Source organism: Streptomyces populi (assembly GCF_002911015.1).
In the GTDB taxonomy this organism is placed as follows: Bacteria; Actinomycetota; Actinomycetes; order Streptomycetales; family Streptomycetaceae; genus Streptomyces; species Streptomyces populi.
Map to the genome: position 1 here is coordinate 1 of NZ_KZ626860.1, position 14,452 is coordinate 14,452.

A 14,452-nucleotide genomic window follows, 5' to 3' on the forward strand; every position below is an offset into this window, starting at 1 on the left:
TCAGCTGCGGAGCCAGATTCGCCTGCCGGACGCGCCGGGGCAGCGGTGCCGTACCCGGTTCCGGCTGTCCCGCCGCCGTGTCGCGGCGGGAAGTCGTGTCGTCCGGTCTCCCGGCGGACGCGGTGGTGCGGGTGCGCCGGGGCAGGGCTGGGGCGTCATGGGGGCCCTGGACGTCCGGACGGCCGGTGGTGCCCGCACGGAGACCGGGCGTACCGGGAGGTTCTGGTGCCTCGTGAAGAGCGGGCCTTCCGGGTGTTCGGGCGCCCCCACGCGGACCGGAGGCGCCGGGGCGTTCGCCGCCGCTCCGGGCCGAGGCCGCGGATCGCTCGCCGCGCCGCTCGGGCAGGGGCTTCATGCCTTCGAGTTCGGGCATCCGGCGTTTCCGGTGTTCCGCGTTCTCTCCCGGCTCCGGGTCCCGTGCCGATTCGAGGTCCTGGGCCGTGGTCTCGTCCGTCTGTTCGCGCCACGCCCCGGTCCGGGTGACGGGACGGCCGTGGGAGCTGACGAGCTTGGGTGCCCGGCGGCGCGGCAACGGGACGGGAGCGGTGTCCGGACGGTCGTCGTCGCCCGGGCGGGCGGTGTCGTCGCCGTCGCCGGTCCGCTGGTACCGCCCCGCGGGAACCCCGGCGATGGAGCGCCGCGGGCGGAACAGTCCTCCGCGTTCGCTGTCGTCGTCGCCGAGAGCACCGGGGAATCCGGTGAGCGTGTCCAGGTCGACGGGCTCGTCCAGCTCGACGGGGCCGTCCAGGACCGAGGCGGGCAGGCCCGGAAGCCGCGCCGACGATTCGGTGAGTGTCGGGCCGCGGCGTTCCCCGGTCTTGCGCTCCTTGGCGGGCAGGGTGCGGTCGAGGCGGAATCCGATGCCGTTGGTGTCCGGGACGTCGTCGCTGAGCAGGGCGTCCGGCATGAAGACAACTGCGGTGGTGCCGCCGTACGGGGAAGGCTGCAGCGAGACGCGGACGTTCTGCCGCTGGGCGAGCCGGCTGACCACGAAGAGACCGAGCCGGTCGGTGTCGGAGAGTTCGAACTCGGGGGTCTCGGCGAGCCGCAGGTTGGCGTCGAGCAGTGCCTCGGCGGTCATGCCGAGGCCGCGGTCGTGGATCTCCAGGGTGAAGCCGTTGGCGACGCGCTCGCCGACGACGTGGACGGCCGTGTGCGGGGGCGAGAACACCGTTGCGTTCTCGAGGAGTTCGGCCACGAGATGGGTGACGTCGGCGACGGCGGGGCCCGTGACCGCGACACGCGGCAGCCGGCGCACCTCGACGCGTTCGTAGTCCTCGACCTCGGCGACGGCGGCGCGCACGATGTCCATGAGCTGGACCGGCTTGCGCCACTGCCGGGACGGCGCCGCGCCGGACAGGATGACCAGTCCCTCGGCATGGCGGCGCATTCGGGTGGTCAGGTGGTCGAGGCGGAACAGGTCGGCCAGTTCGTCGGTGTCCTCGGTCCTGCGTTCCATGGTGTCGAGGAGGGTGAGCTGTTTGTGGAGCAGCACCTGACTGCGGCGGGCGAGATTGACGAAGACCTCGGAGACGCCCTCGCGCAGTTCGGACTGCTTGACGGCCGCCTCGACGGCGGCCCGCTGAAGGGTGTTGAGGGCCTGGCCGACCTCGCCTATCTCGTTCCTGTCGTACTCCAGGCGCGGCACCTCGGTCTCGACGTCGACCTGCTCGCCCGCGGAGAGCCGGCGCATGACGCTGGGCAGCCGCACGCCGGACGCCTCGTGGGCCTCCGTGCGCAGCCGCCGCAGGTCACGGATGAGACTCCGGCCGATGCGTACGGACATGACGAGCGAGATCAGCAGGGCGATCAGACCCACCACGCCCGCGCCGACGGCCTGGAGGATGACGCCCATGGCCACCGGCCTGATCCGGTCCCGGTGGTGGTCGCCCGCCCGGTCCTCGAGCTGACCGAGTTCGGCGAGCACATGTCCGGCCGCGCCGTCCCAGCTCTTCGCGGTGACACCGCTCGGCGAGCCGGCCGTGGAGGCGGCGACGGCCTGCTCCGCCGCGCGCAGCGGTCCGGTACCGGCGTTCCTCCAGTAGCGCTCGAAGCGCTCGCGGTCCGACGAGGGCAGCGACGGCAGGCTGATCTCGTACAGCAGGGTGCGCTGGGCCACGAGGTCGGAGACGTCGCGGAGTTCGTCCCGGGTGATGCGACCGGCGACCAGCGCGGAGCCGAGGAGGGCGTCCTCACGGGAGAGCAGCTCCCGGGCGCGGGAGACGTTGACGAGGGCGCGGCCCTCTTTGTCCACCTCCACGTCGTCGACGACGTGGAGGTTGGCCAGCAGGACGTAGCAGGGATCGATCAGGCGGTCGTAGAGGCCGAGCGCCTGGGCGCGGTTGATGGTGCCGTCCTCGACGCCGTCGCGCAGCGAGGAGATCCCGTCGACCGCGTCGATGAGGGAGGTGAGGCGCTCCGCGGTGCCCTCGCCCAGTTCCTCCCGCACGCTCTTGTCCCTGGCGTTCCTGCGGACCCTCGCCAGGACGAGGTCCGTGGCACCGCGGCTGCGCTTGAGCGCCGCGAGCCCGTCGGACGCGCGGGGGTCGGCCAGATAGACCAGCGTCCGACGGCGTTCCTGCTGGAGGACCCTGACAGTGTCCTCGGTCGGATGACCGATCTTCTTGACGATCTCCGAGACGCTGAAGAGCTGACCGGCTTCACGCCCCGTCAGTACCGTCGCGAAAGCCCAGATCGCCGTCAACGACACCAGGGGCACGAGGAGCAGCGCCACAATCTTCCGGCGGATGGACTTCCCGCGAAAGCGCATGGCCTCCCCCAGCTCGACCCCCTCCGGCCGGGGGCACACATGTGCGTCAACAAACGGCGTGAGCCTACTACTGACGCGGAGGTAACTCGAAGACCCGTCCGGGCGTGGCCCCGGCTCGACAGGGAACGAGACATGGGGAGTTGTCCGTTCATTGGGGGAGATTGTTCCCCTGGATCCGGCACTTGGGGCCGGATCCCATCGGAGTGGGAAACTTCGTCGGTTGGCTGAAATTCTTCGCTCGACGGGAATCTTCGGCGCAGGTCGTTCGTCTGTATGTACGGGAATTGAGGGCGGAATCGGCCACAGGCGCCGCATGCCGCTCTCAGTCGGCGTAAAAGAACGCAAGCCGGGCAGCCACTGGGGGGCGGGGGTCGCGAAGACACCCGTGCGAGAGGACTGCTGGGCGGTGGGGAGTGACAAGTTGATGGGCACGGCGGAGCGGAGCGGGTCACCCGCTGCTGAGATCGCGACACGGAAGGCGGTACAACCGGCCACCCGGACACGGGACGAGGGCGTCCCGACAGCGGAACACGGCCGTCCGGACGCGGGGTCCGCGGCGGACGGGCTCGGCAAGGCGGACCTCCAGGACCCCACCCAGGACAAGGGTGGCCGAGTCGAGGAGAAGGGCGCTGCCACGAACGGACACGAGGACCACGAGGAGCGGGCGTACTACCGGCCGTTGTGGATCGAGGAGCCTGCACGGAGGCGTCGGCTGCCCGACCCGGTGCGTACGTCCGCCGTGCGCGCGGTGCTCGTCATCTCGGTCACGCTGATACAGGCCGTGGTGGCCTTCCTGTGCACGGTGGCGGAGTCCTGGCTGGCTTTCCCGATGGTCATCAGCAGCGTGGCCAGCACGGTCGTCGCCACATGGGCCGCCCTGGACGTCTGGGTGACACGGCAGGTCTGGAACCAGCGGAACGGCGTGGTGTCGGTTCCCAGCAGCACGGCGCGGGCACTGCGGCGCGAGCGCCGCAAGGCCAGGCGCCAGGCACGGATCACGGCGCGGGCCCAGGAGCGGATACGCAGGCAGGGCGGGGCCGGGCAGTTGTCGCACTCGTGAACGGAGCGGCGGCCCTCGCCGCCCCGGTCCTTCGACCGGCCGTCTTCGGCGGCTCCCTCGCCCGCCGGACCGTGTCCGGTTCCTGTCGCCGTGCGGGGACAGCGAAGTCACCACGGTTCGGCGGGCGGGCAACTCCCGGACCATGACGTGGGGGTGCCCCGGTGGTACAGGTCCCGTGTCCGGTACGGGTGCATTGCCGACCTGGGCAGGACCGCCGAGGGCGACGACGCCTGGGGCCGACCGCACAAGCACCCTCACGCTGCGCGCAGCGCGCTGTCGCTGTCGCTGTCGCTGTCGCTGTCGCTGTCGGCAGATCCCGAACCGGCTGGCCGACGCGAAGCAGTGCCGCTCCCCGCCCGCCGATGCCGGTTATCACGACTTCGGCGGGCGGGGAGCGGCCGTCGGACAGTTTCACTCCGGTGTCCGTGCCGGGAGACGTTCATGTGGTTCGGCGATTCGTCACCGGACCACGTGGACGAGCGCACCGCGAGGAGGGCGGGGAACCACGCGGCCGGCTGCTGACGGCACGCGGTCCCCCGCTGCTCGATCGCTACGAGGCGACCGGCGCCGGGCGCTTGAACATCCGGGTCGCGGTGATCTCGGTGTGCACGGCCTCCCCGGCGGCCGCCTCGCGCGGCAGCCCCGGCCGCAGGTGCTCCTCCACGCTGATGTACTTCAGCCCGGCGCGAAGGTCGGCGTCGTTGCGCAACCGGATGACGAGGGGGAACTCGGCGAGCGCGGTCGTGTCGAACAGGCCGGTGGTGTAAAGGAGCTGAACGCCCAGCGCGTCCGAGACGGCCCGCTGGAGCTCCAGCAGATACGTCGCGTTGGCGCGCCCGATGGGGTTGTCGAGGAACAGGGTGCCGGCGTGCCGGTGCTTGTCGCGGCCGCGGTCGTTGCTGCGCAGTGCGGCCATCGTGCAGTACAGCGCGATGGCCGCGGTGAGCAGCTGGCCTCCGGAGAACACGTCGCCCATCTGCCCGACGGGGACGCGCTCGGCGCGCAGTACGGCGTCCGGCTTGAGGATCTCGACGGCGACGCCCTTGGGCTGGAGCGCGGCGCTGACTCCGCGCAGCAGCAACGACATGCCGTCGCGCCGCATGTCGGAGTTCTTCTTGACCGCCGCGCGGGTGGCCTCGTCCACCACCTCGCCGAGCCGCTCGGTGAGGGTGGCCTGGTCGGGTTCCTCGAAGCGGATGCGCAGGAATTCCTGCCCGGACCACTCCCCCAGTCCCTCCGGCAGCCGGGACAGCCGCTGGGCGGAGCGAAGGGTGGCGAGGGAGGACTCGACGAGCCCGCGCAGCCGGTCCACGATCGAGTCCCGGTTGCGTTCCAGTTGCGCCAGTTCGTCGGTCAGCACCCGCAGCCGGGGCGCGAAGGCGTCCGCCCACTTCTGCGCGTGCTCGGGCAGCGAGGAGGCGGGCAGCTCGCGGATCTGCTGCCGGGCGGGGGTGCGCACCTGCTCGTAGCGCGTGGAGTTGGCGTGGCGTACGAGGATGTCGCTCGCCTCGCGGACCGCAGCCTCGGCCGTGGACAGGTCGGTGGCGCAGCCGCGCAGCGAACGGCGGCTCTCGGCGGCGGAGTTCCGCGCCTCTTCGAGGGTGCCGGGGTAGGGCTCGGGCTCGTCCTGCTCCTCGTCGACGTGGTCGCGGAGCAGGTCCCTGAGGAGCGCGGCGACCTCGTCGAAGCCGCCGGCCGCGTCCTCGGCGGAGCGGTGGGCGTCGAGGAACTCCGCGTGTGCCTCACGGGCGTGGTTCAACGCCTCGGTGCGGGAGACGAGTTCGGTCGTGGCGGTGCGCAGCAGCGCCTGGGCCTGCTCGGCGTCGCCCGGGACCAGTTCCTCGGCCAGCTCGGTGTGGGCCTCGCCCTCCTCGGGCGCGTGCCGCTCGGCCTCGCCGCGCAGCCGCCCGAGCTGTTCGCTCGCGGTCGACATCCGGGTCTCCAGGAGCTGCACCAGCTCCTCGGCCCGTGCCGCGGCCGCCTGGCGGGAGGGACCGTCCGAGCCGTCGGGTGATTCCAGGAGCTGCTCGGCGCGGGTACGGACCTTGTTGCTAAGCCGGTCCAGCTCCGCGAGGGCCGCGGTCTCGTCGCTCTCGGCCCGTGCCTGCTCCGCTCGCAGGTCGGCGCCCACGCCGACCTTCTCGTAGAGCTGCGACGCGGCCCGGTAGGCCTCGCGCAGGGCGGGCAGCGAGGCCTTGGCCACCGCCGGCCCGTCCTGTGTCACGTCGTCGGGGGCGCCCGCGATCTCCGCGCGTTCGGCGCGCAGCGCGCGGGCCGTGCGGCGGGCGTCGTCGGCGGCGCGCTGGGCGCCACGGCGGTCCTCGTCGGCGGCGCGGGCGCGCTCCAGGCACACCTGGGCGCGGGCCTCCGACTCCGCCGCCTCGTCGGCGAGTTCGCGGAGTTTGACCTGCCATCCGGCGCGTTCGCGCAGCCGGAAGGCGAGTCCGGCGAGCGCGTCGGCGGCGCGCCGGGCCTTCTGCGCGGCTTCCTGCCGCTCGTCGCGCACGTGGGCGGCTTCGGCCGCCGTCTCCTCGGCCTCCGCCCGGACGGTGCGGGCCTCGGCCAGCTCGGCCTCGGTCTCCTCCGCGAACACGCGGGCGTCGCGGGCGGCCGCGGCCAGCTCGGCGAGCCGCCCGGCGGGGCAGCCGGTGCGCCAGGAGGCGAGGCGCGCGGCCAGCTCCCGGTCCTTGCCGAGGCGGGCGGCGAGGGTGCGGATCTCCTCGTCCCGCAGGACCGTCCGGGCCCGCAGCGCCTGGCGCTCCTCGTCCGCCGCGTGTTCGTCGTGCATGGCGGGGTTCGGCGGCACGAGGAAGACACCGCCGTCGTCCGCGCCGGCGGCCGGGGTGGGGGCGAGCAGCGCGGCGGCGGTGCCGACCGCCACCGTAGAGCGCGGCAGCAGCGCCGCGTCGCCGAGGACCTCGCGGGCCCGCACGTGGGTGTCGGGGTCGGTGATGATCACGCCGTCGACGAGTTCGGGCCGGGCGGCCAGTACGCGCGCGTGGTCGACGGGGTCGACGGCCTGCGCGAGGTAGCGCCAGCCGGGCAGTGCGGGGATGCCGTGCTCACCGAGGTACTCGACGGCGGCGAGGACGTCGGGGCCGGGCGGCAGCAGCCCGCCGTCGCCGAGCGCCCCGAGGATCCGCGCGTCGTCGGCCGCCGCGGTGCGCAGTTCGAAGAGCTGGCGCTCGGCGGCGGCGACCCCTTCGTCGAGCAGTCCGCGCAGTTCGTCGGCGTACCGGTCGAGCTCTTCGGGAGCCAGCGGCACGCCCGGCGAACCGGCCGGGCCGTCGGACTCCTCGTCACGGTGCGGTTGCGGAACACCGCGGCGGGTGTCGGTGCCCGGCAGGCTCAGCAGCTCCGCGAGCCGTTCCTCCTCCGCCAGCGCCTCGGCCGTGCGCCGCTCCGCTTCGTGCGCCCGCTCGGCGGCTGTCGCCGCGTCCGCCGCGCGGGCGGCCGTCAGCTCGGCGCGGGACTCAGCGGACGCCGCCTCCCGCGCCTGATCGGCGGCGCGCCGCGAGACCTCGCGCGCGGTGTCCCAGGCGGCGACGGCGCTCTTCTCCGCGTCGCTGGCGGCGAGCGCGGCCCGGGCCGGGTCGGCGTCGGGGGCGCTGTCGTCGAGCCAGCCCGCCCGGACCGCCTCGGCGGTCTCCTGCTCGACCTCGGCCAGCCGCTGGCGCAGGTGTCCGATCTCGCTGCGGGCACGCTGCGCGGCGGTGGCGGCGGCAGTCGAGTCGGCGTACGCCGTCTCGCCGGCCTCCAGGAGGCCGGCGGAGCGCTCCTCCTCCTCGTTGGCGAGCGACTCGGCGCCCTCGGCGGCCCGGTGCAGCGCGCGGACGAGGTCGACGGCGGCCGTGGCCCGGGCCGCGAGCGCGGGGGCGGCGTCCCGTTCGGCCTCACGGATCGCGTCGGCGACGCGGGTGGAGCGGTCCGCGGCGGCGCGGTGGCGCAGCACGGCCTCGGCGGCCTGCCAGGCCGCGTGCAGGGTGCGTGCGTCGGCGAGCTCACGCTTCTGCGCCGCGGCCGACTTCTCCGCTCCGGCGAGGGCCAGCGAGGCGTGCCGGTAGGCGAGTTCGGCGGCGATCAGCGCGCTGCGCTCGCGGGCGCCCTCGGCGTGGGTGACGGCGTACGCGGCGGCGGTCACGCGCTGGGCCAGCTCACCGGCGCGCACGCGCTCCTGCACGGCCCGCGCGGACAGCCGCCGTGCCAGGGTCCTGGTGCGCCGCTCGGCGCCGGTGTGGACGTCACGCGCGCGTGCCCGCGCCCCGGCGGCGTCGACGATCCGGCCGAGCAGATCCACGGAACCGGCGGTGAAGTCGCGCTCGGCGATGAGTTCGGCGCGTCGCCCCAGCTTGTTGCCGAAGCCGCTGACCAGGTCGGCGAGCCCGTCGGTGTCGCGGGTGTCGGTGACCGCGCGCAGCAGCAGATCGGTGAAGTCGGAGTCCTTCTTGACCGCGAAGAGGCCGGCGGCCTCGCCCTCGTCGGCGTTCATCTCCCGCTGGTAGCGGAAGAGTTCGGGGTCGAGGCCCAGGTCGCCGAGGTGCTCGTTCCAGCGGTCGTGGATCTCCTCCCAGTGCACCTCCAGGTGCGGGTAGGCCTTGCCCGCCTCGGTGATCGCGTCGCGGAAGCCCTTCATCGTGCGCCGCCGCCCCTGTGCTCCGGAGGCACCCTCGACGGGCGGCCGCACCGAAGTGGCCTCGGCGACGGGCAGGTTGTCCAGGCTGAGCCCGGGGCCCGGCCGGAACGAGTACCAGGCCTCGGCGAACTTCCGCGGGTCGTTGGAGACCTGGCGCCCCCGCCACTCGCTCGCCTTGCCGACGACCACGCACTCGCCGGTCAGCGTGTGCTGCCACTCCAGCGCGACGTGACCGCAGTCGTCGGCGAGCAGGAACTTGCGCAGCACGCCGGAGCTGGCGCCGCCCAGGGTGTTGCGGTGGCCGGGGAGCATGACCGAGAAGATCAGCTTGAGCAGCACGGACTTGCCGCCGCCGTTCTCCAGGAAGAGCACACCGGCGGGCGCGGGGCGGCGCGGCGGGCCGACCGGCTCCTCCTCGAAGAACTCCGCCTGGGTGGGCGCGGGGTCGAGTACGGGTTCGCCGACTCCGCGCAGGTCCAGCACGGTGTCGGCGTAACGCGCACCGGCGGGCCCGATGGAGTAGAGGCGGACCCGGGACAGCTCGTACATGGCGGCGGACTCTCGTAGTCGAAAAGCGGGAGATCGTGGAACGGGAGGTCGTGGGGGGGGGACGGGGAGGGCGGGGCCGTCAGGAGTGGAACGGCAGTCCGGCGCCGGCCACGAGCTCCAGGTCGTCGGCGTCCTCGGCGGGCAGCAGTGTCGCCGTGCCGTCCGTCACCGGGACGATGCCCAGCTCCAGCAGTTCGGCCATGGCCGCGCTGCCCGCCATGTCGCGGACCTGGAGTTGGTAGCGGGCCGTCGTCCGGTAGGTCCCGCCGGCGTCGTCCCCGGTGCGCTGGAGGAACCCGGAGTCGGTGAGGAAGGCGACGGCCTTGGCGATGATGCCCGTCGTCGAGCCGGCCAGTCTGCGCGCGTCCTTGGTGGCCCCGGTGGAGCTGCGCCGTGCCCAGATCCGCCAGGCCGCCTCCAGTCCGGGCGCGTCGGTCGCCGGGTCGGTGTTCTCGCCGGTCTCCTCGGCCCGCTCCTCCAGGCGCCGGCAGGCCTGTCGTACGAAGGCGTCGACGCCGTTGACCGAGACGCGCCCGATGTATCCGTCGTCGGCGAGGTCCTCGGGGCGCGGGAAGGCCAGGGCGGCCACGGCGAGGTGGGCGAGTCCGTGCAGGAACCGGTCCCCGGAGTCGGTCGAGGCGCGGCGCGCGTAGTCGCCCATGCGGACGGCGAAGACCGAGTCCTCGGCGGCGGTCACCGCCATCCCCGCGCGCGGGGACACCTCCAGGACGACGAGCCCGAGGCCGGCGGCGACCGCGTCGGCGAGCCGCGCGAAGGGCGGGTCCTCGCGGTAGCGGCGCAGCAGCTCGGTGTACTCCTGGTCGCGCGCGGGCTGCAGTTTGGGCTGTAGCCCGAAGGCGACGAGCCGCGCCGCGTCGGCGGCGTCGGCAGGGGTGACGGGGGCGTTCGCCGGTGCGGCGGTGGCCTCCGGTTCACTCCACTCGACGTGCTCGGTCACGGCTGGGGCTCCTTGTTCGAAAGTACGAGGGTACGTGCACGGGCGGGGGCGGGCGCCCCGCGCGGGGCTCGCGGACCGAAGGGGTGCGGTCTCCCCGGACGGGCGCGGCCGGTGGCGCCGGACGCGGGGGTCCGGGGCGCCCCGCGGTGTCCGGTTTCTCGCGGCGGAGGGTTCATGCCCGGTCCGCCTTCATCCCGGCCGCGTCGAGCAGGGCCATCCCCACGATCAGATCGGCCCCGCCGAATTCCGGGTCGTCCAGCTCGGTCCCGTCGTCCACGGCGAACAGCAGGCGCTCCTCGCCCTGCCGGTAGGCGGTGCCGACCGGCGGACTCGCGGCGTGCACCGCCAGGAGTGCCACCAGGTAGGGCAGCTCGGGATCGTGGCGGCGGGCCTCCGCGAGCAGCCCGGACAGCCGTCGCGGCGCGTCGGGGGGAAGGTTCAGCAGCTCCTTGGCCGCGGCCAGCTGCTCCTCGCTGAAGCGGCTGTCGTCCGGTGTGGCGATCAGGTCGGGCTCGGGCATCTCCGCGCCGAGGTGCTCGCGCTCCAGCGGCGGTGTCAGCAGGATGTCGACGAGGTCCGCGACCCGCACGGCGACGGGGGTGCGCAGGCCCGTCCCGCGCTTGAAGAAGGCGTCGGTGACGCGCAGCGCCCGCTCCACCGGCAGGGGCAGTACCGGCGCGACCAGATGGCCGTAGAGATCGATCCCCGAGGTCGTCATGGGGGTCCCGAAGGCCTGCCGGTCCTGCTCGGCGCGGAAGAGGGGGCCGGCCTCGAGGAGGCGGGACTGGAGCTGGGTGTGCCGGCGGATGCAGTCCTTGACGATGTCGACGAGCTCGGCGGCGCGCCGCTTCTGCTCGGGGTCCTCGGACTCGTCACGGGCCTTGCGGATGTTGGTGAGGATCGCGTTCTCGTGGCGGTACCGGTCGGCCACGTGGTCCAGTGCCTCGGCGATCATGTCGGGCACGGCCTGGAGCCAGTCGACGGCCCGGACGTTGCGCCGGGTGGCGTCGAGGGCCTTGCGCAGGGTCTCCGCGTACTGCACGGTGCGGTAGCGGGCCTGCTCGGCGGCGAGCTGCGCGTCGGCCAGCCGGCCGCGGCTGATCAGGACCTCCAGCTTGACCTCGGCGGCGATCTGCGCGCTGGTGACATCGGTGTCGAGGGCGCCGACGAGGACGTTGACCGCTTCGTCGGTCGTACGGAGGTAGACGCTTCCCCCGTAGCCCGGCACTTCCTCGATCAGCTTGAAGTCGTAGTCCCGGCGCACATAGGTGCCGTCGGGGGCGAAGGTGCCGTACACCGCCCTGAAGCCCCGGTCGACGCTGCCGACGTTGATCAGGTTCTCCAGGACCCAGCGGGCCACGCGCTCGTGCTCGGCGACCGGGCGGGCGGGGGCCTGGGCGGCGATGCGCGGGACGAGCCTGGCCACTATCTGCTCGTGGTCGGCGCCCGTGTCGAAGTCCATGTTCAATGTGACGAGATCGATGGCCGCGAGGGCGACCTCGGCCATGCCGTACACCGTGTACTCGCCCGCGAGGTTCGCCTTGCGCATGTCCAGGTCGTGCAGCGGCGCGGTGCAGGCGAGCGCGCGCAGCCGCCGCGCCAGGCCCTCGTCGGCGGCCGGGCCCGGCGCCGGGCGCGGTCCCGCGCTGAGCTGGGGCGGAACGCTGTCCGTCGATGCAGGCGAAGTCACGGTGAACAGACTAAATCCTCGGTCCGACAACGGCCGAAACCGCGCAGAAGCGACCGCCGTCACGACCGCGCCACAACCCGCCGGCCCTGCTCCGACCCGCCGGCCCGCCCGGCCCCGACCCCGCCGACCCACCGGCCCGTGAACCGCCGACCGACCCAGCGCCCCGCCACCGGGCCGCCACACCCGTCTCGAGCCCTCACGGCCCGGCCCCGCGACGCCTGAGGAGGACCCCGCCCCGGCCGGAGCCCGCGGTGGCTCCCCCGGCGCGGGCAGTCACGCGCACACCCGCTCCGCGTGACCGACGCCACGGCGTCCGTCCCAGTGGCGGCGCCATGACACCCGCCTCCGTGGCCGAAGGCGCGGCACCGGTCCCGGGCGTCCGCCGCCACGGCGCCCGCCCTCATGGCCGACGTCACACGCCGGCCCGCACGGCACGCACGCCCGTCCGTCCGTCAGGCCGTGCCCTGCCCCCCGTCGGCCACCCGGCGCGCGTACACCTCGACCAGGCCCCGGAGCGAGTCGTCGAGGTAGGCCGCGAGGAGGCGCTCCGCGCCGTCCCGGTCGCCCGCCCGGAGGGTCTGGAGGATCTCGTGGTTGCGCGCGAGGTAGGGCTCGTGGAGCCGCTGGGGGTCGTCCACGACGTGGAAGGCCAGACGCAGCTCCGCGAAGACGCTGCGCATCACCTCGTCGGTGCGGGCGCTGCCGGCGAGCGCGACCAGCTCGCGGTGGAAGTGGATGTTGGCGGTCGACACTCCTTTCCAGTCACCTTCGCGCGCGGCCCGCTGCCCGTCGGAGACGGCCTTGCCGATCCCTTCCACGGCGTACGGCGGACTGCCGAGTCCACGGACCACGGCGCACTCGACGAGGGACCGGGTGCGGTAGATGTCCTCGACGTCCTCGACGGTGAGCACCCGCACGAAGACCCCGCGATTGAGTTCGTGCACCAGCAGCCGCTCGTGCGTGAGCAGCCGGAACGCCTCCCGCAGCGTGTTGCGCGAGACCCCGAGGGCACCGCCGATGCTGTCCTCCGACAGCCGCGTCCCGGGCGGGAAGAAACCCTCCGCGATCCGGCTCCTGAGGATGTCCGAGACCCGCTCGGCAGTGCTGGTGCGGCCCAACAGGGCGCGATCGTCGGCCAGTTCCGTGAGCTCCGCCATGCCCGGAATTCAACCGCAGACCCCGGAACGAAACAACACGGGTATTGAGGGATCGTTCAACGATCCTCTACCTTGTCGGGCAGGCGCTCTCCGCACCACCGGGTGCGCGCGGTCCGTCGCACCACCGCACGCGCACAAGATTTCGCACCACCGCACGCGCACGGGATGTCGCACCACGACACACAGCACTCCGCGCACCGCTTCGCACCACCCCGAACTGCCAAGCGCCCCAAGGCTTCCGCACGGCTCGGCTCAGTCCTCACGCACTCTTCGTCTCTCACTGCGAGGTGCCCATGAGCACGACCCCTCCACCCCAGGCCCTGACCCCCGGCACCACACCCGCCACGGGTGAACCCGCCGCCCGGGAGGGCGCGTTCGGCTGGCTGCGCGCACTCGGCCCGCGGGGCCGGCGCGCCTTCGGCGGCGCGTTCGGCGGCTACGGCCTCGACTCGTACGACTACTTCACCCTGCCGCTGAGCATGGTCGCCCTCGCGGCGTACTTCGGCCTCGACAGCGGTCAGACCGGCCTGTTCACCACCGTCACGCTGGTCGTGTCCGCGGTCGGCGGCGCGCTCGCGGGCGTGGTCGCGGACCGGATCGGACGCGTCAAGGCGCTGATGATCACGGTCGTCACCTACGCGGTGTTCACCGTGGCCTGCGGTTTCGCGCCGAACTACGAGACCCTGCTGGTGTTCCGCGCCCTCCAGGGCCTCGGCTTCGGCGGCGAGTGGGCGGTCGGCGCCGTCCTGGTCGCCGAGTACGCGAGCCCGCGCCACCGGGGGCGCACGCTCGGCGCGGTCCAGAGTGCCTGGGCCGTCGGCTGGGGCCTGGCGGTGGCCGTCTACACACTGGTCTTCCAGTACCTCGACGACGGCCTCGCCTGGCGCGTGATGTTCTGGACCGGCGCGCTGCCCGCGCTGCTCGTGGTCTGGGTGCGGCGCGAGGTGCGGGACGCCCCCGAAGCGGCCGCGGTCCGTGAGAAGAGCGCGGACAAGGGGTCGTTCACCGCGCTCTTCAGGCCCGGCACGGCGCAGACCCCGGGCCTGCTGCGCACCACGTTCTTCGCGGTCCTGCTCTCCACCGGTGTCCAGGGCGGCTACTACACGCTGGCCACCTGGGTGCCCACCTATCTGAAGACGGAGCGCGGACTGTCCGTCGTCGGCACCGGCGGCTATCTGACGCTCCTGATCTCCGGAGCCTTCCTCGGCTACCTCACCGGCGGTCTCCTCACCGACAGACTGGGCCGCAAGCACAACATCCTGCTGTTCGCGGTCCTCTCCGCGGCCTGCATCCTCGCGTACGCGAACATCCCGAGCGGCGCCGACACCCTTCTCCTGGTGCTCGGTTTCCCCCTCGGCTTCTGCATGTCGGCGATCTTCAGCGGCTTCGGCTCGTTCCTCAGCGAGCTGTACCCGGTGGCGGTACGGGGCACGGGACAGGGCTTCGCGTACAACACCGGGCGCGCCGTCGGCGCGGCCTTCCCCACCACGGTCGGCTTCCTGGCCGACAGCTGGGGCGTGGGCGGAGCGCTGGTCTTCGGCGCGATCGGCTACGCGCTCGCCGCACTCGCCCTGACCGGACTCCCCGAGACCCGTGGCAAGGAGCTCCTGTGAACGACACCGTCCAGGTCCGCCC

The 14,452-nt window shown here is 73.4% G+C and carries 7 protein-coding genes; 2 read left to right on the forward strand and 5 right to left on the reverse strand.

Features of this window, described 5'->3' with window-relative positions; genetic code table 11:
* Positions 1-2,770: sensor histidine kinase (locus CW362_RS13380; protein WP_103549727.1), on the reverse strand; the 2,770-nt coding region annotated here is incomplete at its 3' end.
* 406 nt (positions 2,771-3,176) lie between these two features.
* On the opposite strand from CW362_RS13380, the gene CW362_RS13385 reads away from it, so the two are divergent.
* Positions 3,177-3,830 carry a hypothetical protein gene (locus CW362_RS13385; RefSeq protein ID WP_240657774.1) on the forward strand — a complete coding sequence of 218 codons (654 nt, stop codon included), beginning with the start codon at positions 3,177-3,179 and terminating at the stop codon, positions 3,828-3,830.
* Between the two features lie 550 nt (positions 3,831-4,380).
* Here the strand turns inward: CW362_RS13385 and CW362_RS13390 are convergent.
* The 4 genes from CW362_RS13390 to CW362_RS13405 all read right to left on the reverse strand — a co-directional run bounded on the left by CW362_RS13390 (position 4,381) and on the right by CW362_RS13405 (position 12,817).
* Entirely contained in the window at positions 4,381-9,012 is a 4,632-nt protein-coding gene (locus CW362_RS13390) for a hypothetical protein (protein WP_103549658.1), read from the reverse strand.
* Positions 9,013-9,091: 79 nt separating this feature from the next.
* Positions 9,092-9,970 (reverse strand): hypothetical protein, encoded by an 879-nt coding sequence (locus CW362_RS13395; protein ID WP_103549659.1) that lies wholly within the window; start codon positions 9,968-9,970, stop codon positions 9,092-9,094.
* 172 nt (positions 9,971-10,142) lie between these two features.
* Positions 10,143-11,660, reverse strand: coding sequence for a hypothetical protein (locus CW362_RS13400; protein ID WP_103549660.1), 1,518 nt, complete (start codon positions 11,658-11,660; stop codon positions 10,143-10,145).
* A gap of 452 nt (positions 11,661-12,112) precedes the next feature.
* Complete coding sequence (locus tag CW362_RS13405) at positions 12,113-12,817, reverse strand: GntR family transcriptional regulator (RefSeq protein ID WP_103549661.1); 705 nt, start codon at positions 12,815-12,817, stop codon at positions 12,113-12,115.
* Positions 12,818-13,110: 293 nt separating this feature from the next.
* Between CW362_RS13405 and CW362_RS13410 the strand changes: the two genes are divergently transcribed.
* Entirely contained in the window at positions 13,111-14,430 is a 1,320-nt protein-coding gene (locus tag CW362_RS13410) for an MFS transporter (RefSeq protein WP_103549662.1), read from the forward strand.
* The last annotated feature ends 22 nt before the right edge of the window (positions 14,431-14,452 follow it).